The sequence below is a fragment of the Bradyrhizobium sp. USDA 4516 genome, assembly GCF_054055915.1.
The window spans coordinates 5,568,493-5,591,696 of the sequence record NZ_JBSRXT010000001.1 but is presented as its reverse complement, the minus strand read 5'-3'; the positions used below and the strand labels follow the sequence as shown (position 1 = coordinate 5,591,696).

General features: G+C 60.7%; 20 protein-coding genes and 2 pseudogenes. 6 read left to right on the top strand and 16 right to left on the bottom strand.

Going from position 1 to position 23,204, the window contains the following annotated elements:
- Positions 1-33: 33 nt before the first annotated feature.
- From ACVI1L_RS25545 to ACVI1L_RS25520, 6 genes are all read right to left on the bottom strand, one after another.
- On the bottom strand, positions 34-1,797 hold the full coding sequence (locus ACVI1L_RS25545; RefSeq protein ID WP_456784174.1) for a relaxase/mobilization nuclease domain-containing protein: 1,764 nt from the start codon (positions 1,795-1,797) through the stop codon (positions 34-36).
- A 221-nt stretch (positions 1,798-2,018) separates the two neighbouring features.
- Positions 2,019-2,222, bottom strand: coding sequence for a hypothetical protein (locus tag ACVI1L_RS25540; RefSeq protein WP_456784173.1), 204 nt, complete (start codon positions 2,220-2,222; stop codon positions 2,019-2,021).
- Positions 2,223-2,354: 132 nt separating this feature from the next.
- The gene (locus ACVI1L_RS25535; protein ID WP_456784172.1) at positions 2,355-3,092 is read right to left on the bottom strand and encodes a transposase; all 738 of its coding nucleotides are present in this window, start codon (positions 3,090-3,092) and stop codon (positions 2,355-2,357) included.
- A gap of 568 nt (positions 3,093-3,660) precedes the next feature.
- On the bottom strand, positions 3,661-4,350 hold the full coding sequence (locus ACVI1L_RS25530) for a lytic transglycosylase domain-containing protein (RefSeq protein ID WP_456785612.1): 690 nt from the start codon (positions 4,348-4,350) through the stop codon (positions 3,661-3,663).
- A 197-nt stretch (positions 4,351-4,547) separates the two neighbouring features.
- Positions 4,548-5,060: a S26 family signal peptidase gene (locus ACVI1L_RS25525; RefSeq protein WP_456784171.1), complete on the bottom strand. Its 513-nt coding sequence runs from the start codon at positions 5,058-5,060 to the stop codon at positions 4,548-4,550.
- Entirely contained in the window at positions 5,057-5,521 is a 465-nt protein-coding gene (locus tag ACVI1L_RS25520) for a DUF2840 domain-containing protein (protein ID WP_456784170.1), read from the bottom strand. Before ACVI1L_RS25520 ends, ACVI1L_RS25525 begins: the two co-directional genes overlap by 4 nt.
- A 158-nt stretch (positions 5,522-5,679) precedes the next feature.
- Between ACVI1L_RS25520 and ACVI1L_RS25515 the strand changes: the two genes are divergently transcribed.
- Positions 5,680-6,030 carry a transposase gene (locus tag ACVI1L_RS25515; protein WP_456785611.1) on the top strand — a complete coding sequence of 117 codons (351 nt, stop codon included), beginning with the start codon at positions 5,680-5,682 and terminating at the stop codon, positions 6,028-6,030.
- A 75-nt stretch (positions 6,031-6,105) separates the two neighbouring features.
- Here the strand turns inward: ACVI1L_RS25515 and ACVI1L_RS25510 are convergent, their stop codons facing one another.
- Positions 6,106-6,384, bottom strand: coding sequence for a helix-turn-helix transcriptional regulator (locus ACVI1L_RS25510; protein WP_456784169.1), 279 nt, complete (start codon positions 6,382-6,384; stop codon positions 6,106-6,108).
- Positions 6,385-7,056: 672 nt separating this feature from the next.
- On the opposite strand from ACVI1L_RS25510, the pseudogene ACVI1L_RS25505 reads away from it, so the two are divergent.
- Positions 7,057-7,476 (top strand): annotated as a pseudogene (locus tag ACVI1L_RS25505) (HipA domain-containing protein); the annotation flags it as partial.
- A 247-nt stretch (positions 7,477-7,723) separates the two neighbouring features.
- On the opposite strand, the gene ACVI1L_RS25500 reads toward ACVI1L_RS25505, so the two are convergent.
- From ACVI1L_RS25500 to ACVI1L_RS25490, 3 genes are read right to left on the bottom strand one after another with little or no spacing between them, the layout of a single operon-like run.
- On the bottom strand, positions 7,724-8,392 hold the full coding sequence (locus ACVI1L_RS25500; protein WP_456784168.1) for a hypothetical protein: 669 nt from the start codon (positions 8,390-8,392) through the stop codon (positions 7,724-7,726).
- A complete protein-coding gene (locus ACVI1L_RS25495) occupies positions 8,370-9,107 on the bottom strand; it encodes a hypothetical protein (RefSeq protein ID WP_456784167.1) in 738 nt (245 codons plus the stop codon). The genes ACVI1L_RS25500 and ACVI1L_RS25495 overlap by 23 nt, the downstream gene beginning before the upstream one ends.
- A complete protein-coding gene (locus tag ACVI1L_RS25490) occupies positions 9,104-9,670 on the bottom strand; it encodes a hypothetical protein (protein WP_456784166.1) in 567 nt (188 codons plus the stop codon). Before ACVI1L_RS25490 ends, ACVI1L_RS25495 begins: the two co-directional genes overlap by 4 nt.
- 200 nt (positions 9,671-9,870) lie before the next feature.
- Between ACVI1L_RS25490 and ACVI1L_RS25485 the strand changes: the two are divergent.
- Positions 9,871-10,236 (top strand): annotated as a pseudogene (locus tag ACVI1L_RS25485) (IS701 family transposase); the annotation flags it as partial.
- 20 nt (positions 10,237-10,256) lie between these two features.
- Here the strand turns inward: ACVI1L_RS25485 and ACVI1L_RS25480 are convergent.
- Complete coding sequence (locus tag ACVI1L_RS25480) at positions 10,257-12,218, bottom strand: putative bifunctional diguanylate cyclase/phosphodiesterase (protein WP_456784165.1); 1,962 nt, start codon at positions 12,216-12,218, stop codon at positions 10,257-10,259.
- Between the two features lie 2,406 nt (positions 12,219-14,624).
- On the opposite strand from ACVI1L_RS25480, the gene ACVI1L_RS25475 reads away from it, so the two are divergent.
- Positions 14,625-14,747, top strand: coding sequence for a hypothetical protein (locus ACVI1L_RS25475; RefSeq protein ID WP_456784164.1), 123 nt, complete (start codon positions 14,625-14,627; stop codon positions 14,745-14,747).
- 93 nt (positions 14,748-14,840) lie between these two features.
- A complete protein-coding gene (locus tag ACVI1L_RS25470; RefSeq protein WP_456784162.1) occupies positions 14,841-16,160 on the top strand; it encodes a DUF3422 family protein in 1,320 nt (439 codons plus the stop codon).
- A 143-nt stretch (positions 16,161-16,303) separates the two neighbouring features.
- On the opposite strand, the gene ACVI1L_RS25465 is transcribed toward ACVI1L_RS25470, so the two are convergent.
- From ACVI1L_RS25465 to ACVI1L_RS25445, 5 genes are all read right to left on the bottom strand, one after another.
- Positions 16,304-16,627, bottom strand: a complete 324-nt coding sequence (locus tag ACVI1L_RS25465) for a DUF736 domain-containing protein (RefSeq protein WP_456784161.1) — start codon at positions 16,625-16,627, stop codon at positions 16,304-16,306.
- A 928-nt stretch (positions 16,628-17,555) separates the two neighbouring features.
- Positions 17,556-18,479, bottom strand: a complete 924-nt coding sequence (locus ACVI1L_RS25460; protein ID WP_456784160.1) for a DUF2493 domain-containing protein — start codon at positions 18,477-18,479, stop codon at positions 17,556-17,558.
- 367 nt (positions 18,480-18,846) lie between these two features.
- Positions 18,847-19,917 carry a DUF7146 domain-containing protein gene (locus tag ACVI1L_RS25455; protein ID WP_456784159.1) on the bottom strand — a complete coding sequence of 357 codons (1,071 nt, stop codon included), beginning with the start codon at positions 19,915-19,917 and terminating at the stop codon, positions 18,847-18,849.
- On the bottom strand, positions 19,917-20,111 hold the full coding sequence (locus ACVI1L_RS25450) for a hypothetical protein (RefSeq protein ID WP_456784158.1): 195 nt from the start codon (positions 20,109-20,111) through the stop codon (positions 19,917-19,919). The genes ACVI1L_RS25455 and ACVI1L_RS25450 overlap by 1 nt, the downstream gene beginning before the upstream one ends.
- Positions 20,112-20,609: 498 nt before the next feature.
- Positions 20,610-21,803 (bottom strand): DUF932 domain-containing protein, encoded by a 1,194-nt coding sequence (locus tag ACVI1L_RS25445; protein WP_456784157.1) that lies wholly within the window; start codon positions 21,801-21,803, stop codon positions 20,610-20,612.
- Positions 21,804-22,734: 931 nt separating this feature from the next.
- Here ACVI1L_RS25445 and ACVI1L_RS25440 point away from each other — a divergent pair.
- Positions 22,735-23,034, top strand: coding sequence for a hypothetical protein (locus ACVI1L_RS25440; protein ID WP_456784156.1), 300 nt, complete (start codon positions 22,735-22,737; stop codon positions 23,032-23,034).
- The last annotated feature ends 170 nt before the right edge of the window (positions 23,035-23,204 follow it).

The window sequence follows — 23,204 nt, the reverse complement described above, 5'->3', positions numbered from 1 at the left end:
GAACGCCCTTCCGCAACTAAATTGACGAGATAGCTAGAGGCCGAGGTCGCGCTTCCGGCCAAGGCCCCATTCGATGCCGCCGCCGTCCTTCACGACGCCGGTGACGTGTTGGCCGAGTTTCTTTTCGAGTTCGCGCGACCAGGGCACGAGCTGGAAACCGAGGCCATTATCGATCATGGCGAAGCGTCCCGAAGTGAGCGTCAGCCGCTGGCGAAACGTGCCCGCCACATGCTCCCCTGACGCGGCGCTCACATAAGGCAGGCCCGTCTCGGCCGAGACCTTTGCGGCCACTTCGTTCAGTTCACGTCGGCGCAAGGTGTTCAGGAGGTCGCGCTGCAGGATGATGCGTTGGCCCTGCCGCTGCGCCAGGCCCTCCTGGATCAGATGCTCGGTACGGGCTTCCATGGCATCGCGGGTCTCGCGGCCGAATCCGCCCATGGCGAGCGGCATGGGGTCGCGTTCGACCAGCCTATGGTCGAGCCAAGTCGCCCCGTTCGCGGTAACCTGCCCAGGTAGATCAAGATCGGAACGGGTCGCAAGGAGCAAGGTGGGCTGCGCATCGCCGGGTTGGCCGAAGCGTCGGACTTCGACGATTCCGCCGATCGGCGGTGCGTGGTCGAAGGCCTCGAGCCCTCGGAAGCGCACGTGATGCGCGCGTCCGTCCGTTCCGTCGATCAGGGCGTAGGCCTCGCCAGTCAGTTCGTCATGCAATCCACGGTCGATCAATCGTCCGACGATCTGAGACGCCGGTTGTCCGCCTTCGATGACGTAGTCGGCAACGCCGCGCGCTTCCCCACGCTCGGTGAAGGCACGGTGCATGGTCTTGATGATGTCGCCGCGCATGCCAAGGTCGCGCAAGCTCCGCTCGGCCTCGAGCCCAACCATCCATTCCCCCGGCGCGGTGGATGCGGCAAGGCCCATCTTCTCCAGGTGCTGAAGGCGACCGACCATCAGCCGCCGGATCTCGGGATCGGACTTGCCGAGATTCTCCGGGCGAAGATCGATAGAGCCGGTCTCATCGGCTGCCAGCCGGATCTCCCGATCGAGCCGCGTCCATCGTTCCGCCGTGACTTCCCTCTCCAGCGAATTGCGGATCTCGTGCTTGGGCTTTGGACCCAGTTCGATGGCGACCAGTTCCTCGGCGCGCGAGCGCAGGCCCTGGCTGATGTAGTCACGGGAGATCACGAGATCCGCCCCCTCCGCATCTACTCCCCGAACGAGAAGGTGGACGTGAGGGTTGTCGGTATTCCAATGATCGACAGCCACCCAATCGAGCCGCGTGCCGAGATCGGTTTCCATCTGCCTGGCGAGGTCGCGGGTAAAGGCCTTGAGGTCGGTCATCTCGCCGGCATCCTCGGGCGAGACGATGAACCGGAAATGATGCCGGTCGTCCTTGCACCGTTCTGCGAAAGCCAGGCCATCAGCACGCTCGCTGCCGGCATCAAACATCTCGGCCCGCTCACCACTCCGGGTCACGCCGTCGCGCTTCAGATACGAGAGATGGGCGGTCAGTGGTGCTGAGCGGAAGGCTCGCCCTTTGTGCCGGACCACGCGCGCTTTCAGCACAACGCGCCGCGTCGAGCTGAACAATCTGGCGCGGCTAAACGCGAAGCGACCACGGCCAAACGTCGAGCGTCCATGGGCCGCCGATCGCCTGCCGGCTACGGTCTGACCCGAGGTGTGTCCGGCTTTCTTCGCCGCCCGCAGCACCTGGTTGATGAAGCTCTTGGGCTTCGGCGCGCGTGTACTACGGATGCGCCCAGGCCGAATTCGCAGGTCGCTATCGCCTGCGGTCATGACCGGCCTCGAAGAACGCAGCGACACCTACAGTGCCGAAAACATCTTTGAATGTCCTGGGGAAAGTCTTAGACGCGGCACGCGCCCCGACCGACCGGCACGCCGGAACCCAAGCCATGTCAATGGCTTGTGGTTCGACCGGCGAGCCCCTTTTATCTCGCCGTCTTAATCGGGCGGCCAAAGTCCACTCGTTCCTACGCTTTTCTTCAACTCTTCGCACTTCAATCATTACCGACTCCCTGCATCAACAACGCACAAGCGTCACCACAACCGCGCTCGCGACCGGCATTCACGGCGGGATCCATGCGTTCCTTCGCGTTCAGCACGTCGGCCGTCGCATGCTCTTCATCAGGTTCATAAACAGGGCTATCCAAGCAATCCGGCACGCTCGTCCCGAAGGGCAGCAGGCAAGGGATAGCGGACATTGCCCGTTTCGCGGCCCCGCCAGGGGACGCTCACCGCGCGCGCGGACTCTCTAGTTTCGTTCCTCCTCAACATGCCGGGCACAAACGCAGCGCTAATTTGTCGTCATCTGCACCGCGGCTACCGTGCAGGTTTCACTGCAGCCGCCGCGCCAAAACCAACGTGGAAATCGGTCTCGCTGACCCACATTCGGTGCAGAATGCTTGCGAGCTTGCGCGCGGCGGTGGTGATCGCGCACAGCATGCTCGACCGTTGACGATCCGCAGGCCCCACGCTCGCGGTGCCGACCATTTCCTGACCGGCAGCAACAGGCTTGCGGCCGCCTCGCAAAGCGACTCGCGCGCTGCGACGTCGCCCTGTTTGCTGATGCGCACTTCGTGATCGATCGACGTGCCGGACTGGTGCGGCCTCGGCGCCAAGCCAAAATGCGCGGCTACCGTTCGCGATCGGGCAAAGCGCCGGGAACCATCGAAGCCGACATTAAACGACAGGGTCGCAACGGGGCCGACGCCCGGAACCGTCATCAGGCGCCGGCAAACAGCGTCATGCTGGACCACCTGCAGCAGCACACGATGCAGCCGATCGTAACGCTCAAGGATGGCGCGGCGCACATCCAACATGGCCCTAATGGTCATTACGAAAATCTGATCGCTGCGCTCGATCAGCTCGCGGACGCGGACCTCCAAGGCGCCACGGGCGACCGCTCCAACGAGCAAACCATAGGCCCGCAGCGCACGAATGTTGTTTTCGAAGTCGATCAGTTTGCGCTTGAGCAGCCTAACCTTGACCTCGCGAACGGCGAGACCCTCGCCATCGATGATGCAAAGACTGGTTTCTTCAAGGCCGACGTCCAATCCAACGCACAGCTTCATCGAAGCTCTCCTGTGTGGTAACGACCACCTACGTCGTTGCACCGGGCTGGATTCGGCCACACGGCGGCTGTCCCCGTGAACCGGTTTCTCGAAGCCCGATTTGAAGGGCCGCTCTGCCGTCGTGTTCCGTAGCCAATTGCAATAGTCATTTATTGCGACGATATTGCCTAACGGTTCACAATTGCGATGCGGTGAGTCTAAAGAGGTGACGCGGTCTTCCCGCGATGCGTTGAACGCCAAGCTGCTCGCCGAGGCCATTGCGGTGCTTCGCGAGTTGGTCTCACGCGCGCAACAGACGAGTCGTAGGATGACGGCCATTCGGTTGATACTTGAAAGAGCGGGGAATTCCGCGCCGCGATGGAGCGCGCCAATGCAGTGATCGCGAAGGCGGCAGCTGCCATGGCAGGGCCCCGCACACAGCAGGAGCTGGCCGAGTCGACGCATTGCCGGCCGAGGCCGCTCGTCTCGTCAAGACATGACGTCCTGTGCAGCCCCCGGACGCAGATGTCGTGCCTGCCCACTGCGCTCGCTCCTCCGCCGATTGTTTGCTGAAGCAAGCCATTGCTGGTCATCGTAATGCCCTCGAGTCCGATCGAGCTACAAAAACGCCAGTACGCCTAGGGGCCATCTGCGTAACATCGCGCGCCGAGATTGCGATCGTTGCGTAGCGCGAGAGCACGAGCGCTGTCGGCCTACCGCGCGCTTCCATCTGGTCAGCTCGCTCAACGAACAGCGTCGCAGCTGCTGATGATCTCCAGCTCGCGGCACACGACGGCGGCGGTTGGACGCTAAGCAAATTTGCAAGCTTTGCCACATATGCTCGCGTCTCGTCTGGCAAAGGGGCTCCCGCGAGATGTTTTTCGTAGCGAGTTGGTCCCGCGTTGTACGCAGCAAAAGCGCCGCGCGAACCGTAGCGGTCGAGCAGTTCACGGAGATACGCCGTGCCGGCCAGAATGTTGTCACGCGGATCGTACGGATCGCTCCCCAGATCATAGCGTTGGCGCAGTTCCGCCCAAGTCGCCGGCATGATCTGCATCAGTCCCATTGCGCCCTTGGGCGACCTAGCATGCATGTCTCCAGCAGTTTCGATGCTCAATACCGAGCATATCCACCGCGCCGGGATCGCAAAGCGTCGTGAGGCTTCTTCGATGAAGGCCGGAAGCGTGTGGTTGGTTCGACAGATCGCTGGGAGCGCAGCGGACCCGTTTTGGGCCAGAGCGGTAGTGTCCGATGCGGTCAGAGCAAGCAGCAGCGACACGACCACCCAAACAGGCACACCTGACCGAGCCAAGTCTGCTATCGTGCTCGCGCCCGTGCAGCGTAAAGCCGCTTCGCGCCGATCATTTGGACCACCGCTGCGCCCGCCAGGCTTGCGAGCGTTGGCTGGGACGGAGGAATGGTCCCGCAACCGATCCAACCGAGGAATGGCGGGATAAACACGTAGAACCCGCACGGTCAATCCTCCCAGGTCCAGACCGGGAGCGCACAGCCAATCACCGCCGACGCCGGAAGAAAGCCAAAATATCGGCCGTCCATGGAGTCGTCCGACTGCCAATTCATGAGAAAGAGCTCGCCCTCGCCGACGACGCGGCAGCCCTGCCATTTGGGCAGCGGCCGGCTGCGACCGTCGCGGTCCTTCGCCTCGCCCACTGGAACATCATCCACCGAAATCGTGAGCCCGCTTCTGCAGACCGTCTGCCCGGGCAGTGCCAAGACCCGCTTTAGCATGGGGACGCCGACCGGCAGATAGCCGTTCAAATCGAGGAGGGTCGCAAGCGGCTCCGGCGGCTGAACGGCGACCAGCTCGGTGACATGGAAGCGCTTCGTCGGTCGTATGCTGTAGAGACCGATTGGCACGCTTGCCGATGCATTCCAAATGTAGAGTGGAAACGGCTCCAGAACGATCGTCGCGATGAGCGCGGCAACGGCCGCAAGCGTCGTGGTCAGCGTCATCAGGCGGCTCGTCATCGCATCACTCTGCGACGATGGAGCCAGGCCTGGTGGCGCGTTCTCGTGTATGGACGCGGGTTTTCGTTGACGGACAGACGGTTATGAACGTGATGCCAATGATCGGGAGCGACGTCAGCCGGATCGATTTCAAGCGCCTCGACGGCATCGATCATCTGCAACACGCGCTCGACCTTCGGCCAGCCAGACAGCCGCAGGACGATCTCCGCACCGGGCCTCACATAGGGTACGGTCGAGCAGCGCTGTCCCGGTGCGACAGCGCGCAAGATGTCAATCCGCGAGATGATCGTGCCAAAGTCGTTGGATGTCCAACGGACGAAGGCAAAGATGCTGCCCGATGCAAATGATAGGACACGCCGGTGACGATCAAGCTTTCGTTCCTTGACAACATGACCGAACCGAATGCGGTTTTCGATACGCTTCTCGAGCCACAAGACTTCGACTTCCGTGAGATCGTTCATGCCGCCGCTCCCTGACGCTCGAATCGGGAACGGTATGCTTTGGGCTGAGCGAAGCGCGTGTGCCTCTTGTGAAGGTGAGCAGGCCTGGCGGCCTGACGTTGCCAGTCAGTTCCCAAGAAAGTTGAGGCTTGGTTCGCCAGAAAGAAGCCCAAGTATTTATGGCTAGCAGCAGTACTGGGCTGTGCCCCCTTGCATGCCACGCTACGGCGACGATGCCGCGCAACGATTCGCGGCTGGAGCGCATCGCGCATTCCAGACGTCGGCGACGAAGTCGAACGTTGCACGCAGGGTTCGACGTGTCGCTGGATCCCAGACGATTCAGGAAGTCGACCAATGTCCGGGCCCATTTCCGATTGGCGCCACGGCGCCATCAATCCGGGCAAACCGGTCGCATCGGGAGCACCACCAAATGCGGCGACGAACTGACGCGGGCGATGCCGCACAAGGCGGCCATCACGATCCTGTCGAGCATTCCCGACAATTTCAATCCGCGTCTCGGGGGCCCTTAGCTCGCCGGGAAAAAGGGTCCGAAGTGCGCCGCGACACTGGCGGCGGTGCGCTGAGGATTTGCTAACGGACATGGCCTAGCGCCGCTCTTTGCCCGCATAGGGAATTGGCGCACGCCGTTTTGCGGGCGGTACGGTGCCGACACCAGGATCCGAGGTCGACTTCTTCTTGCCGAGCTTGGCCCACGCTGTCAGGTCAGCTACTGAATAAACCACACGCCCGCCAATCTTGTGATACTCGGGACCGGTTCCGTAGGTTCGGTGTTTCTCCAACGTGCGGCCGGACAAGCTCAAGAAGCGCGCGGCTTCGGACGTGCGTAAGTAACGCGGCGGCTTATCCGTGTTCGGATCGGACATTTGAAAAGCTCCGTGCTCCTTTGGAGCGCGTACGAGGTTCGCCGCGCGTCGACTGCCACGATCGCGAAGTAGAGGTGCTTAGGGGGATGCCGAAGATGATGCGGTGATTTTCGATACCCCCATCGAAGGCGCTCGCCGCAGAAGCCTTGCAATAGCCGCCGATCTATCAGAGCGAGGCTCCGTCCCCTCGGATCGTTCAATTGCGAGGGCCGGTGTCTTCTAAGCGCGGTCGGAATGCATTTTTTTGCCGAGCAGCGCTCCGGCGATGATTCGATAGACGCCATCGGCAGCAATGCGCGGCGGGCGCTCAGACATCCGCAACTCGTTGCGGAGGGCGAGCTGCCGCTATGGGAGCGTCGGCTATTTGACACGCTATGTCGGCGAAGTGGCCTCGACGCCGGTACGCGCTTCCACAATCGCTGGATATCCGAGAGCTTGCGTTCCGCAGCATACTTGATGCGCGATGCGCAGAAGCGGGAGCGAAATTCTCGCGGTCCACAGAAGCGCTCCGGCGGTGCCTGAGATGATCGAGCAATATCTTCCGCTGGTCCGTGGCACGGTCATGCCCGGAACAAGAGTGGGGCTCCGCGTGCGGTGACGCTCGGCAGCTATTTCTTGCTCAAAATTGAAATGATCCGCCTGGATCGACACCGTGCCCTGGCATCGACTTGTCAACACGGCGCACAAGGGAAAACGGATGCCCATGGCCTTTATCGGCGTGTCGTCTTCAACGTGCTGATCTCCAATGTCGACGATCACCTCCGCAACCACGGTTTCCTGTGGCTGGGAAAGACAGGATGGTCTCTCTCGCCGGCATACGACCTCAATCCCGTTCCAACTGATCTCAAGGCCCGGGTGTTATCGACGAACATCGATCTCGACGAGGGCACCTGCTAGCTCGATCTGCTGGAGGCCGCATCGGAGTTCTTCGCGCTCACCCTGCCGCAGGCCCGCGCGATTATCAAAGACGTCGCCGTCGTGACGGCAACCTGGCGCGAAACCGCTAAGACGGTCGGCGCCCGCACGGCCGAAATCAACCGCATGGCCAGCGCCTTCGAGCACGAGGATCTAAAACGGGCGCTGGCGCAATGACGAGAACGTTCCTTCACAGCTTCGAGCCAGCGACAGCGAGCCCCATCACCGGCGGCAGACAAAGCTCGAGGCAGCCGACATCAAGCGCTCGTCGCGGCCCGCAAGGGCGGCGCGGCGACCGCCTCGTTCGAGGCGAGCCATGTCAGGGACCCGGAAGCTGGCCACGCCATCCCTCGCCTCGGCGCCCTTCGCAGCCTGTCTCATGTCAACGTGCTGGCGCCGGGTGAGCGCCTCTCGACAAATGCAGTCACTGGCTGCTCGTATATCCGATCTGAAGGGTGCTTCGATCATCGCCTTCAGCTGCGATCGCCACATCGTCCCCTTGCAAGAACATGGCTTGCTCTCCCGCCGACAACTCCGCCCAAAACCCGTCGATTGCGGCAACAAATGATTTGCCTGACTCTGCTGTGATTTTGTTTACCTCAGCCGGAATGAATTCCCTCCCTCGGAAGCTTCGTGGCAGTCGGTTCCGGGCAGAACTCCTGACGATTTCGTCAAACGGAACGTCACCTATCGGATTGGCCAGCGTATGGGTCTTGGTGGACCAATGGACCGCGCCGTTTTGCTCGCGGCTTCCTAACAAGCAATCGTCAGCGTGCAGAACGAGCGCCGTCCCTGTGTTCGGTATATGGGCGAGCACGTAGCACGCGCTGTCCCGCGGAAATCGCCGAGATAAACTAAGATGAGTGCGGCGCAATTGCGCGCTGAGGCATTCTGCCGTTGCGGCTTGGTTTGTCGCGACGTACCGGTCTACAACATCGCGGATAATCTGGCGAGCAAGGTCACCGCTTGTTGGGCCAGAGGTTGAACTGTCGAGAAGGAGACATAACACGGCGTCGGCGCGCACTCCGACTCCTCGGCAATCCCGGTTATCGCGCGTTCTCTTTCCTTGCTCACTGCGCCAGTTGATCTCCATTCCCCTCTCGCTTGCAAGCATCGCTCTGGCTTATGGCGACAAAGCGCTCTCGCACAATATCGACCCGGCCTTCAGGTCCCTTGATATTGCCATCGAGAAAATGATCAAAATCCTCATGACCTAAGAGCGCTTTGAACTTCTCTGCAATGTAGCAACGAATATCATCGTCTGCGTTTTGGATTTCAGCCACGAGTTCCTCTCGACCGTCAACGACGAGAAGGATGTCCTCGATGTCACGGCTGCCTAGGAGATCATCGTTGCCGCGGCCGAGATATGCTTCCAACTTTGTCGCCACGAACAGTTCGGGCGTGAGGCGCTTGATGTTCAGTACCACATTCAGGGGACATGTGATCGCCGTTTCGATGCCTTTGGCGTACCAGCGATTGCTAAAGCCGAGAATGCTTTGATCATCCGGCATGAAATCGACTTGGAGGTCGCCGAGCCTCATGCGGCAAATGACCTCGTCTTCGGGAGATTCCACGAACCCCTTCTGACGCAACTGGTCTTGCAGTTGAGCCCATTGCGCATGTCCAACGAGATCAACGATGAGATCCACGTCATCGGTTGCCCGAACCCCTTCGAGCACGATCTCATCAGTAATGAAAAGGGCTGTTGTGCAACCGCCGACAAACACGAGCCGCTCGCGCAGTTCGTCTCCCAGAGACTGCACGACCGTTTCCAGCATGTGAAGCAATTGGCCTTTGATGGTGGTCATTTCTTGAGAAGCCTTTCCGATAGACGCTCGGCTGCGAGCCCAGCCTCCCTTTGATTTCCAAGCCTGACACCATCAATAAGGGCGAGATACTCATACAGGCGATCGTCTTTTTGGATGGCTTGTGGCACGCTTTTGAACAGCGGGTCTACCGCCTGCCCCATGTCTTTGCCTTTGGCGTATGGCCAAACGTAGATGTACTCGCCAGCGCTGATCAGAAGGTTCTTGAGTGGGGCGGCCGCAAAGGCGGTGGGGATGCCCCGGGTCATCGCACCCGGTTTTGCCGGGAAAACGAACTTTAGTCCGTGCACGACGAAATTATAGAGATTGCGGCGGTTGGGCTTGGCCTGACCGGATTCCCGATCTTTGACTGCAAGTCCCGACGAAACGCTCCGCTTGATCGAGGCATTAACCTCTGTCTTGCTGATACCCAGGGCCGATTCCAACCCGCGTACTGAGTACGGGTCATCGTTATGGGCAACCTCTCCGGGATGCGCATCGTCCTCATTTTTGGCCTGCTCGAGGCTCACGAGCTTCAACAATATAACAAGGTCTTGACTTTTCATGAAAATTCGCCGTCGTCCGCTGTCCTAGGACTGCGGACAGTCAACCACAGAGCGGTCGTTTCGATCAAGAATAGAATGTACCTGTGGCGCTACGAACGACGGGAGGTCTATTTACCAACTAATAGTGGCACCTTTGATCATTAGCGACTTCAAATTGTTGACACTTCAAGCTTGCCCTTGCTGGCCAGCCGAATTCGTATAAGCGCCACGTGCCAGATATTCTATCGATCGCGGCCGAAGACATGCTGGCCACCAAGTGGAAAACTGCGAGTTGGCGCAGCGGGACCAAAGGTCGGTTGAAAGCCCGATTTGCTGCTGTCCGTGTGCGCACCGCCGACGAACCTCCTCAGCGAATATGGGACAAGGGTCAACAGCATCTGCCAGGCGACGAAGCTTGGCTCATCGACCAGCAACACGCGTCCGGGGACAAAAAATACTATCGCGCCAACCTGCCCGCCGCGACAGATCTGCGGACACTAGCCGCCACCATCAAGGCACGATGGATTTGCGAACAGGCCCATCAGCAGCTGAAAGAAGAACTCAAACTTGATCACTTCGAGGGACGATAACGCAGCGACCACGTCATTCAAGCGGCGGGCGTCGACCATTGCTTGTCTTGATGGAGCAGAGCGAAAATGTGATCCTCCGCGACCGGTCGACCGATGAGGTATCCTTGCACTTCATCACAATTGGTTTGACGCAAATAGTCGAGTTGCTCGGTTGTTTCGACGCCTTCGGCGACCACGCCGATCCGCAGGTCCCGCGTCAGTGTGATGATCGATTTTACGATCGCCGCATTATCCGGTCGTCTCAGCATGTCCCGTATGAAAGACTGGTCGATCTTGATGCGAGTGTAAGGCAGTTTCAGCAAATAAGTCAGCGACGAATATCCCGTTCCGAAATCGTCAAGTGCCACCGTCACTCCCAATTGCAGGAGTGACGTCAGGATCGATGACGCCGGCGCGTACTTCGAGATCAGCATCGACTCGGTTATTTCGATTTCGAGACGATGAGGAGCAACTCTGGCTTGGGAGAGGGCCTGCACGATTGTCTGCAGGATGCTGGTGTTATGGAATTGAGCCGCCGAAAAATTCACGGCTACCCTGAGGTCCGACGGCCAGTTCGATAGCGTCGCGCAGGCGCGTCGGACCACCCACTCACCGATTCCGTGGATCAGTCCGGTTTCTTCGGCGATTGGGATGAACTCGGTCGGAGAAATTATTCCACGGACGGGATGCCGCCAGCGCAGCAACGCCTCAAAGCCGGTGATTCGGTTCGCGTGAATATCAAAGAAAGGTTGGTAGAGGAGGAACAGTTCGTCTCTGTCGATCGCGAGCTCCAGATCCCGCTGCAACGCCCTGCGCTCGTGCGCTGATTTGTCGTCGTTGATCTCAAAGAAGCAGATCGTTCCCGGCCCCGCTTGCTTGGCACGATAGAGCGCAATGTCGGCATTCCTGAGGAGCACATGAGGTACGTCGCCGTCGCGCGGGGCCACTGCGATTCCGACGCTGGTCGCCCCCGTGATCTCGCATTTTTCGATCGCGAATGGTTCGGCGAAGGCGCCGACAAACCGCTCGGCGACTTCCAAGGCGTCCTCCACCTTGGTCAGATTGGTCATAACAAGCGCAAATTCATCGCCACCGATGCGCGCAACTGTATCGGTCTGGCGTACGCATCGCTGTAGTCTCACCGCCGCCTGCACGAGAAATTCATCGCCAGCGAGATGGCCGAATTTGTCGTTCACGTCCTTGAAGCGATCGAGGTCGAGAAGAAGAACCGCGAATTCCTCGCCCGTGCGGGCGAGCCCGTTGAGGGCACCTTCTAGGCTCTCATTGAAGGCAAAACGGTTCGGAAGTTGGGTCAGGGTATCCCGTCGGCCCCTCCTTTCGGCCTCCAGTTGAGCAATGGCGCGTCTGGTAAATTCGAAGGAATGGGCGAAAACGCCGCGCAGGAGCACGAAGCCATAGGCCACGACCAGGATAGCGACGAGCAGATAGGCGAAATCGTCGTTTCTGCCGAGGCAAATTGCCGTACCCACAAAGATCGGAGCCGTGAACGCAACTGCCGCCACCGGAATCGTGGCGAAGGCGAATGCGCCACCTGCAAGCATTCCAGAGCAGAGACATGTAATGACGAGCTGCCCGCCATTGGAGGCGTTCGCGAAGAAAGCCACCGGCACAATTGCCCAGGCGGTTCCGAGAACCAGCGCATTCCGTACCAGCCGGTGCATGGCCTGGCGCGACACGAACTGGGGCTTCGTCATCAGTCGTGATGAACGCGCTTTCAGGCCTATCGATAGCGCGCCGCAGACGACAGTCGCCGCCCAGATCAGGGCAAAGTTTCTGTCGGGCGAATGCCAAAGCGCAATTGCGAGCACGGTCGCATTGCAGGCGTTGGCCAGCATGATGCCCAGCGAATAACCAAGCACGAGGGAGATCTGCTCGGCACGAATGTATCCTGCAACCGCTTCATCGGTGGCCGGCCCACCAAATGCCACCAAATCTCCGGCTAGGAGCTTCGAGAGCCAGGAGTTCAGATATGTCCTCATTCCGGGACCCTGCAGGACTGGTTGTAGCGTTGGCGCCAGCTCTGGAAGGTCGCGGCAAATCTTTGACAAAAGATAAACTCTTGATTGTACCAGCCGCCTCGCGACACCTCGCGGCGCGCCGGATTCATTGTTGAGGCTTGGACCGGTTAAAATTGAAGACGAGCTCTGTTCGTTTCGTACAGAACCGTTGCTTTATCGGATCGCAAATCAGAGCTTACACGCATGCGGAAAGCCTCAGCACCGCCGAATAGAACGACGGGTGCGAGATCGATCGGGCCTGACGAAGGGATGGCGGCCGCGCGCATTCCGCGGTTGGGGCGCGTGCTCCGACGACTTTCTCTTTGGGGGCGCCCTCGCGGTTCGCTGTCCTGCTGCACGGCACGCCAGCCACTAAAAGGGGCGATCTTTCGGCAAAGGTGCCAACGATTTTCAGCGCGTCAAAATCGCACTGCAGCTCTCTTACCCATTGCGGTATCAATCCCACCTATGCTTTCGAGCATGGGTGGCGCCCGAGCTGATGGCGGTCACTTGCAACCTGCGTCAACTCGGCCGCGCCAAGGGCGCGATGGTCGTCGGCTGCTCGATTGCAGCGCGCATTGTGCCGAGCGCGGAAAGAATGTCATCAACAATAGCTTGCGCCGCTTCCTGCGATTGCGATCCGACCAGCAGCCGGAGGATTGATCGCCACACGGCCATAGAAACTCAGCGCTGAGATCTCGCGCGCTGGCGGCAAAATCATCCTATTGCTTGGCATGCCAGTCGTGAGGCCCGCCAAACACCAGCACGGCAATCAACGCAGATTGCGGTCCGCCGGCAGGTTGCGCATGTGCGTACGTGCCCGATGCAGTGGCCTGGCAACGTCTATAGGTTCAGAACTGGCAATTGCCTGTATAGCCCCAGCTGCGCCTTTGCAGACAGTAAAGGTCCGGCGGTGGCGGCGCTATGTGCTTCGCGCGGTTTGGTGTGGCTGCGGTCGCTCCCGATGCGAGGCCGACCAGGACGGAAAAGGTGACAATAACTATGAACGGAAGGAAAGGCATACGGTCTTTTGACCCCCGCCATAGATTCTTTCCGATAGCACGATCAACCTCAGAACAACCTGTTTGCGTGAACAGACCGCGCAGCTAACTAAGTAGTCTAGCCCGACGGGCAATGAGTCAAAGCGCGATGTCTGCATGAAACGTACGAACCGCACCTGTGATCGCTTACCCGCCGAGCGGACGCCTTCATGGAACTCTGCGCAAGTCTCCCCAGCCGATTGCGTCCTAACGCCACATCGGAGGTGCACTGGCCAATGCCGCTCGGCCAATTTTCCTGAGAGCATCGGACCGACGTCTCTCCGCGGCTGGCGGCTTCCAGGAGTTTGCAGGCGACGTGAGTTCGGCACCATGCTCGTCACGCGATACATCTTCGCACACTTCGTCCAGAACCGGTCGCAAAGGGCAGCCAATTCGGAATCGACCATACGAAATGACCCTCAATCCCTCGACAATGATCATGTGTCAGCGTGTAGCGGGATAGACATCAGGTTGATTGAACCTCAGGACCGGTCTACGCTTTCGTTCACTCCTGTAGGGCTTAGCTATAACGAGTATTCGGTCAAACCGCGACGCTTGGGCTGCTCTGAGTGACGCATCAAAGACGAGGACGGCGAAAGCTCCAGCTGCGTGATCCAGTCAACCTCACTCGATGTGACGTTATCAGCCCATCGCCGAGCCCATGTCCCGCGGGTCCGCGCGCGGTCACTCGCAGGGCTCTGCATCGACAAATCCAGCCAGAGCGTGGCCGCTCAGACAATGGCAGCGGCCGGGCGAGCGATCGCCTTGCCGAAACCACGGCATTAACGCGGCCTGTGCCACGTGCGCATTCTGTCAGAATACAAGCGCGCTTCATGTCTGAAACCCGCCTCCGACTGTCTTCGAAAGCCACATTGCGTAAAAACGACGCATGAGTGCCCTTCTATAGTGCTGGCCCAAATCCTGCACCGGCTCTCTGCGCCAGGGAGTTTGACGACGGCAACAAGATGGGAGTCGCGTTTGGACCTCGATCCGTCAATCGACAATGCGGTTGCCGCACCCGAGATCGTTTGTCTGCACCACGCTGGGAGAACGGAAGACGTTCCTGCTTGCCACGACCTCGCGCGGCATCGGTCATGCGACCGGAAAACTGCCTTCAGAGGAGGGCCGGCGCATCTTCACTTGCACGCGGCACCCCTTCGGTGCCGCGCGATGTTGGTGGGATTCGGAGACAGACAACCCTGTCCGCGTAAATCTAGGCATTCGTCGGACGGTGCCGCGCGCCACCGTCAGGGTCGCGGAACGGCTTGCTGGCGCACCGCTACACCTATGGAGCCGCGACGCCGGCATTTCGCCATAGACATCGGACCATGCCCGGCGGATGTCGTTGATGGCGTCGTTCGAAAGCTGGATGATGCTGCTCAATCTCAATCAGCCTGGCCTGCCCCTCCTCCCGCAAGTCCTCTTTCCCGAGTTCAAGGCGGCCTCGGTAATGATCGTCGACATGACTTGATCAGCAACCTGGCCGCGCGCAACCGTTTCCCGGCACGGCCATTGCCTCCCGCGTCAACGGTTGCCTGCTCACCCTGAAGCAAGGCGTCAATACATGATCGATGAACTGGATCTGCGAACCTTCACGCCACATCCGCAACGCGACGCTGTGCTCGGCGAAGTGCACGCGCGCCCTTTCACGCGCCTTGTTTCGCCCTTCAGCGTGATCCACTTCGCTTTTCTTGCACAGGGCGAGGCGGCCACGAGCGATCGCTGTCGTTTTATCGATTTTTGCCTCGAGCGCAATCTTACGCCGCCTGAGCAATCGGCGAAACTTCATCAGATTGTCATCGGGCCCGCTACGCTACGCTGGGAGCAGCATTCGGAATTTACAACGTTCACCTGGATCTGGACTAACGCAAATTGCTCTGCCGCAGACCAATTTGACAAAGTTGATGGTACCGTCCGATCGCTGATCCGTGCGTTGCGTCAGACCGGACAGTTGCTGGTCGCGATCAGGCTGGAAGTGGAGCAGGACGCCTCGCCGACCAGGCGGGCCGAACAGATTTTTGACAAGAACAGCCTGGCCATGGTTGCGACAAAGAGCGGCGCAGGCGTTGCGGCCTCAGACTTCCGCGTAGACGAAAAAGGCTTCACGAAAATCCTCGTCTGCGACCTCGGGTTGACGTCGCACGATCTCGGCGCCCTGGTGCAACGGCTCCTGGAAATCGAGACCTACCGTCCATTGGCGCTTCTTGGTCTGTCGGCGGCCCTTGAGCTTGCACCATCTGTTGATCGGATCGACCGCCGTCTTGTTGAGGCACTCGAGAAAATGCAAAGCGGTGAAGGGCTGCAGTTCAACAACCATCTGCTTGCCGAGCTGACGGCGCTGGCCGCATCCTTCGAAAGAGGCGCGACCGGCAGCCTGTTTCGCTTCGGCGCGAGCAGGGCCTATAACGAGCTGGTCCAATCGCGACTGTCCATCATTGAAGGCAACGATGTCTCGGGCTATCCAACCTGGTCGTCGTTTCTGGCGCGCCGCATGGCGCCGGCGATGCGAACCTGCGCGACTGTGGAGGATCGTCAGGCGACTCTGTCGGTCAAGCTCGCGCGTGCCGCCGATCTGTTGCGAACTCGGGTCGACGTCGAAATCGAACGACAGAATCGTGACCTGTTGCAGGCTATCAACGAGCGCGCGAGACAGCAACTTCGGCTGCAGTGCACGGTCGAAGGATTGTCGGTCGGGGCGATAGGATATTATGTGGTCAGCCTGTTTAGCTATCTTGCCAAGGGCGCGCACGATGTCGGACTGCGAGTAGAGCCCTCGTTCCTGACCGCAGCCTTCGTGCCGATCGCGGTCGGCGTCATCTGGCTGGTGAGTTACAATATCCGAAAGCGACACCTCAAGCACGACGACGCGCCTTCGGTCGGTTGAGACTAGAGCTCCTTGAGGGAATCGGTGCGTCCGTCCTGCGAAGCTGGCATGGTCGAGGTGCGACACTGCCGCAAGATCGCGGCCGGCTCCCGCGCAGGGTAATGCCCCGCCCGGTCCAGCCGGGCGAGGCATTGTGGATCGGGTCAGTCGCCGTTGCGACGGCTGGGACGGGACCAGATCAGGCTGAAGCCCTCGTCTTCCTCGTCGGCGAACAGGTTGGCGAAGATCGGAGCGGTGAAGCTCGGATCGTCGAGCTTGAGGCTCAGATAGTCGCGACCCTCGTTGGAGCGCTTGGACCAGCCGGCCCCGATCTCGGCCCGGCCCACGTAGATGCGGTGGCTCGGAGCGTTGTCGTTGGAGCGGTTGGTCTCGGCGACGATACGGACGCCCTTGGCTTGCAGGCTCAGGGTGACAATCTCGCCCTGGAAATCGTTGCCCACCTTCTTGAAAGAACCGATGTTAGCCATGTCACTTCTCCTGTTGTGTTTCGAGCCCGCGACCACCGCGGCCTCGATGGCGATCTAAAGGCCGAGGACGATCGGCGACGCACCCCTTGCGGGCCGGAGCGCAGCGGAGGACGCCGTTGTGGCGACTTTCTTGCCTCGCGAGGAATGGGCGAAGCCCAGGGGAAGAAAGTCGCATCAACGGCGTTGCGGCTCAGACGATCGAGGCGGAGCCGGTCTTCGGCCAGATCAAGCCATCCAAGAGGCCACGTGCGTCCGCGGGCTGGATCGCAAGCTCGGAAGAAGACTTGGCAAATCTCGGTTGGGCTGCACAAGAAGTTGGAACGACTCGGCGAACAAAGAGAAACAACCTGCCGCAAAGGGCGGTGTCGTCATGAGAGAACAATCGAGAACGGCTCAACGTGCCAGGCGACGAGGTGGGCCGGGCCAAAATCGGCGCAGCCTGGTCGAAGCGTTCCGAAGAGGGCCGCAATACCTGTCACTCCAGTCACTCGTCCCCCGTGCAAGATGGCGATCCTGCGCAACCTGTTCGATGAGGAAGCTGACGAGGGATCATTCTTCGCATGGCCATGAGAATGGTTGAGACTGTTGCTCCACCAGTTCAGCCGGGTCAAACAGGCGGGCCTTCGCAAGCAGGAACAGTCACCTGCCGCCAACGCAAAACGCGTCAGCAGCCCGATCTGCGCAAGCGTGAGCACCAGGTGCGACGAAAGGGGTCGGCGGCCACTGGCCGCCCGACGGCCGCCCGATAGAACAAACCAATGCGTGGTGTGGTAACAACAAGACCAGGCGCGATCATGGTGGCGGCTTCATTCAGATGGATTGCGATCGCATCTCCACCGCCGTCACAAGCCGCAACTTTGGACACAAAGCTGGACGCGCCGGAGTGCCAGGCGTCCAACTCCGCTCGATGGTTTGAAAAAGACGGCGCTCACGCGCCGCCGAATTTCCAGACGGGAATGCCGAAACGCCTCGCCTTGTCGGCGAGGTTGTCCTGGATTCCCGTACCCGGAAAATGCATGACGCCGATCGGCAAGAGCTCGAGCATGGCATCATTGCGCTTGAAGGGTGCCGCCTTGGCGTGCTTCGTCCAGTCGGGCTTGAAGGCGATCTGGGGCACCTTGCGGGCCGTCGCCCATTTGGAAGCGATCAGTTCGGCCCCCTTGGGGGATCCGCCATGGAGCAGAACCATATCGGGATGCTTGGCGTGAACCTTGTCGAGGCGATCCCAGATCAGGTGGTGGTCGTTGAAGTCGAGCCCGCCGGTGAGTGCGATCTTCGGTCCTGCCGGCAACATGACCTCGGTCTGGGAACGGCGCTTGGCGGCGATGAAGTCGCGGGAGTCGATCATGGCTGCCGTGAGCGTGCGGTGGCTCACCAGCGAGCCCGACCGAGGACGCCAGGACGAGCCGGTGTGAACCTCAAATTGCTCCATCGCCTGGTCGCGGAAGAGCTCCAGGCAATTTCGGCGCTCGATCAAGGTGATGCCCTCCGCCGTCAGGCGCTCGAGCTCGACCGATCGCACCTCTGCCCCATTCTGCTCCCGCTGGCTCTTGTGCTGCGCTTGTTCATTGTCGTCGAGCTGGCGTTCGATGCGATCGACGGCCCGATGGAACAGATTGACGGTTGACCAGAGGAGTTCGCTGAGATCCGGTTCGAGCCGTGTATCGCTCAGCGCGGCAACCAGGATATCGAACATATCGACGATGGTAGCGGCGATCATCTGGCTCTCGGGGAGAGGTCTTGGATCTGGCTGATCGTCGAAGGGGCGATAGCCGAAGAGCTGCAATTCGCTGAGGACGTGTTCGGTCGGAGACGGGGCATGCGTCGGTTCGATGTCGTCGTGATCGGTCATCGCAAGGTGTCCTTTTGGCGGAGCGGCCGCGCCCATCGCGGCCTTCGTGGCGATCACTCAGACGGCGGGCGGAACGGGCCAGAACCCGGAGCGGCTTGTCCGCCCAGGCCCGCAGGGCGTGGGCGGTAGCGGAGGGCCGAAGCGGCAGCGGAGGGTGGCGAAGACCGGCTATTTTGCTTCGCGATGCAAAGCACGCTCGCCAAATCGCGATCGTGTCTTCTCATTGCCCGCGCGCGGCGGAAAATAGCCGGACGCAGCCATTGCCGGTCCGTGCCGCTTGCCGTCCGATCGCCCACTAGAAGGCCGGAGGTCGCGTCCTCTCCACCAATTGGCCTCGGCTATGACCGATCTTTCGCCATCGGTCGAACTACCGCGACTCCCCGGCCTCGATCGTGGACGAGCGCAGGAAGCGGGCGGCATCGTCAGGAACGAGTTGAAGCCACAACGCTGCCCGGAGGGCCTCAAGGCCGAAGATGTGCAGATCTTCATTGAAGTCGCCGAGCCGAGGCGACAGCGAGATCGCTTCAACGCCGGCGTCGTCCGCGCGCCGGGTCAGGATGGCCTGTACGGCGTCCCCGGCGGCATCGGCGTCGCGGGCGATATAGAGCCGACGCAAGCCGGGCGGCAGCAACATTGCTGAGAGATGATTGGCCGAAAGCGCTGCAGCCATCGGCAAGGTCGGCAGGACGCAGCGCAGCGACAGCATCGTCTCGATGCCCTCGCCGGCAGCAAGCACGTCGTCCACCAGGCCGAAACGAACAGCGTTACCGAGCAGGTCACCCATGGCCCGCCGTGGGGTGTCGATGGGAGCCTTGCCGAGCCGGATGCGATCAAAGCCGTCCGGATCGAGCCAGGTGCGATGCGCGCCGCAGATCCGCCCATTAAGATTCGTGACGCTGGCTATCATCGCTGGCCACGTTTCCATCGGCAGATGCTCGTCCGGCCGATAATAGCAACGTGGATGGAAGCGCAAGCTGCCGCCATGGTGGATACTGACTATTCCGCGACGCCGCAAATAAGCTTCAACCACCGTACTGTCGATGGGGCTGGACATTGCGAACAGGCGACGGGCGGCTTGCTGCGATCCGGCTCGCGCTGCTGGACTGACGGCGTTCGGGGCGGGTTGCCGCTCGCAACGAGGTAGCGTTAGAAAGCGTCTCGCCTCCTCGGCCACTTTGCGAAAATCTCGTAAAGCCATACTTTCGCGGATGATGTCGAGCAGGTCCCCATGTTCTCCGGTGGCGGCATCGGTCCACTTTCCGGCAGGCCCCTTCGTCGATTCCTGGAGCCGCACGAACAACGAGCGTCCTGGCGTGTTGCGGACGTCGCCAACCACCCAGTACCGCCCCACCCGCTTGCCATTGGACAGATAGTGTCGGCATACGCCCTCGGCCTCGCGTGCGAGGCGGCGTGCCAATTCTGAGGCATCAAAGACCATCACGCGCCCTCCCGCTCAACGAGGTGCGCAGCCGGGTAGCCACCGAGCACCTTCGCCACGACGGCGACACTACTTGCGTCGGTGAAAATGCCGGCTTTGACCGGGCTTACGTCCTTCCGGCTCAAGACGAGTTTACGGAAGAGGATGTCCCGCGACGGCGACGGCTTGATCTTCCTCTGAACGGCGCTTGCCATGTCAGCTTCTCCGAACCGGGCGACCGTGAGCCTCTCTCTCGGCCTCCAACCCGTTCGCGGACAAGTCCGTCCTGCTCTCGCTCTGGCTTTCGGCGGCAAATGGCGTTCGTTGGCGGCTGCCGTGCTATCGGAAAAACCGGGTCGCGCCGTTCACATCCCGGATCGGATGAAGCTCACAATGGCAGCCGGCGGTGGCAGAGGCGCCCTATGTTGACTGCCCCTGAGCCAATAGGTTTCGTGGACACGAAGCTGAACGCACGGACGTGGGTTGGTGGCGGCGACCGCATGAGTCAGCCGATCGTGTTGTGCCGAGAACCCAGATGTTCCGAATGTCGTCGTCGCAATCCCATTCGCAGGTCTCAATCGCGCAAGAATCCGAAACCGCCAGGACCTGTCGGCCCGCGATGGACATGACGGCGAGAAAGCAGCGCCCATCACCTGTGAGGCCAAAGGGTAGACGTACCAGGCCGGAGACCTGGATCTCCGGCCTGGCTGACATTACGCTGCCCGGTCGAGCAACTTCTTGGCCCTGCCCTCCATGTCCAGGCGGACATCTTGATGCGGCTTGTCACGCGCGACGGCGGTGATGCCCTGCACGAAGTCGAAGATGCTTTCAGGCGGACGGCCCTCCTCCGCCAGCACTGCGTCTATCACCTTGCCTGTCTCGGCCTTGGAGAAGCCGCGGCGGCGCAAGAACTCGGTGCGATCCTCGTCACTGCGTGCCACGATCCGCTCGCGAGCGGCCTTGATGCCGTTGACGAAAGGCATGGGTGAGGAGTTGGCGAAGTTCGACAGCGCCGGGGCTGCCTCGTGAGCAAAGCGTGCGGCTGCGTATTTGGAATGGCGGATGGTGATCTCCTCGAAATCTTCCACGCCCCACAGATTGCGATTCTGGCAAACCGCACGAAGATAGAAGCTCGCCATGCCGAGCGTCTTCGCACCGACTTCCGAGTTCCAGCAGTAGAAGCCTCGGAAATAGAGGTCGGGCGAGCCGTCGCGAAGACGACCAGCTTCGATCGGATTCAAGTCATCGACCAGAAAGAGGAAAACGTCCCTGTCTGATGCATACAGGGTCGTCGTGGCCTTGGAAATGTCGACGCAGGGATTGTAGATGCCGCTCGACCAGTCGAGCACACCGGGCACCTTCCACCGTGTATCGCCTGTGCCGTTGCCGGCAATGCGCTGTACGGCCTCGACCAGTTCGTGGTCGTAGATCCGGCCATAGTCGGGACCGGTGACGGCGCGAAGCTCGACACGGCTATCCTCGGTCTCGAGCGTTTTGATCTGCTCGAGGCGATTGGCGTTCAAGCCATATTGCAGGTTGATGGCTGCGAGTGACGCAGGGAGCTGCCGCAGGTAAGCGGCCGGAGCGCCGACCTGGCTTGCAAGCTGACCGAAGCTCCAGTGCGTCGGCGCAACCGGTGTGTCGGAGCCGGGCAACATCAAGGCCAGCCGCTCAGGGTCGGCACGGCTTGCGTTGACCTGGATAAGCGCGCTTTCGACCACGCGTGTCCGGCTGCGGTTCGCGCGATCGTGCACCGTGCGCGCCAGTGCGTCGAGCGACAGGTAACGCTCATCCGCCGGGCGGGAAAACCACTCCGAGGACACCCGACCGACGCGCTCGCCGCGACTCACATCCACTCTATATCCGCCGCTCGCAATGCGGCCGGCATCAACAATCTGCGTATTCATGGCAGCAACCTCCATGACGGGCGCCGGAAGACTCTCCTCCGACCCTCAACCCGTCATGGCCAAGGCCACTCCACTCTGCCTCTCCCTTTTTCATCGGCCGCCGAGGCCCATGACATTCCGCGCCGCCGCAGCTACCGTCAGGGATGGAAGCCCGAAGGGTGAAAACCCGGCACAAGCCGGGGTTTCAGCGCCAGCCAACAGCCCGCTCCCGCAGGGAGACGGCAATGAACCCAGCAGCCTGGTCCGCGCGCATCGACGTCGCCCGATGCAATCAAGTTCGAAGGACCAGCGGCCGTGAAGACGCGTGGCCCAAGGTATCCAGCCGCCAGACATTTGAATGACCCTAAACGTTATTTCGATGGCGGCTCGCAGGAGGTCGTTGCGGTCGACAATCCCCGTAAGGCCGTCACTAGGGGCGGCCCTGCGACGGATTTCGCACCAAGCGAGGACCGTCGCGCAAACGCAGACTCACGATAGGGACGATTCAACCGAGAATCCCGGCGACGTTCCCCTATCCCGGCCAGCACCGTGAGAACCGCCAAAGCCGGCCTTCGGATTGCGGTAGACTGCGGAGCCTAGCTTACAGGATGCTGACAAGCGCGACGACAAAAGCGGTGCCTGCCTTGAGATGACTGCAGAGGTGAGAACTTCAAAGCCGCCAGACGCGCGCATCTATCTCCCCCGGCCGGGGACTCCGGCGATTTCAGCAGCGCAGATCCTCGACTCCTCCCGACGATACGGATGTTGTATCGCCACAGGTAAGACAACAACTTCGCGAATTTACCCCAAATCTCCTAAACGATGACCACACAAGAGAGATTAGATGAAGCCACGCTGCTCGTGCGCTTGACACGATGCACGCGGTGCAGGCGGACGGCGCGGCGTTGAGCCGAAATCGTTCGTTGCGAGCAAATCGATCCAGGAGACACGAATGAAATTGGTGAAGACCTCTGTACTCGCATGTGGCCTTGCGGCTTTCCTTGCGTACCCAGTCATTGCGCAAAGCCTTGCCGCGGACGCCAAGGCTCGCAAAGGCGTGCAAGGAACAAGCACACAGAGCGGGATGAGCGATGATGAGGACTCCTCACCTAAGCTCAGGACTGCGGGCGCAAAAGCGGGCAGGAAGTCGACCAAGGGCGCAAAGAATGCAGACGACGGCAACGCATCCGACAATGAGGCAGTCGACGACACCGCAATCAGCAGCACGCCGATAAGCGGCAAGCGGCACTGACGCGAAGCCCTGTTGGGATAAACCTCCGGTCGCGCTCTGCGGCCGGAGGTGCCGGCTGAAGCGCAGCAAGATCGGGTGGCAAGATTGTGATGGTCGCCAGCCTCCAGTAAGACGGCGAACGAAGGAAAGGTCCAGGCGTAAACTTGCGCGGCTGTGCTGGACGGACGCCC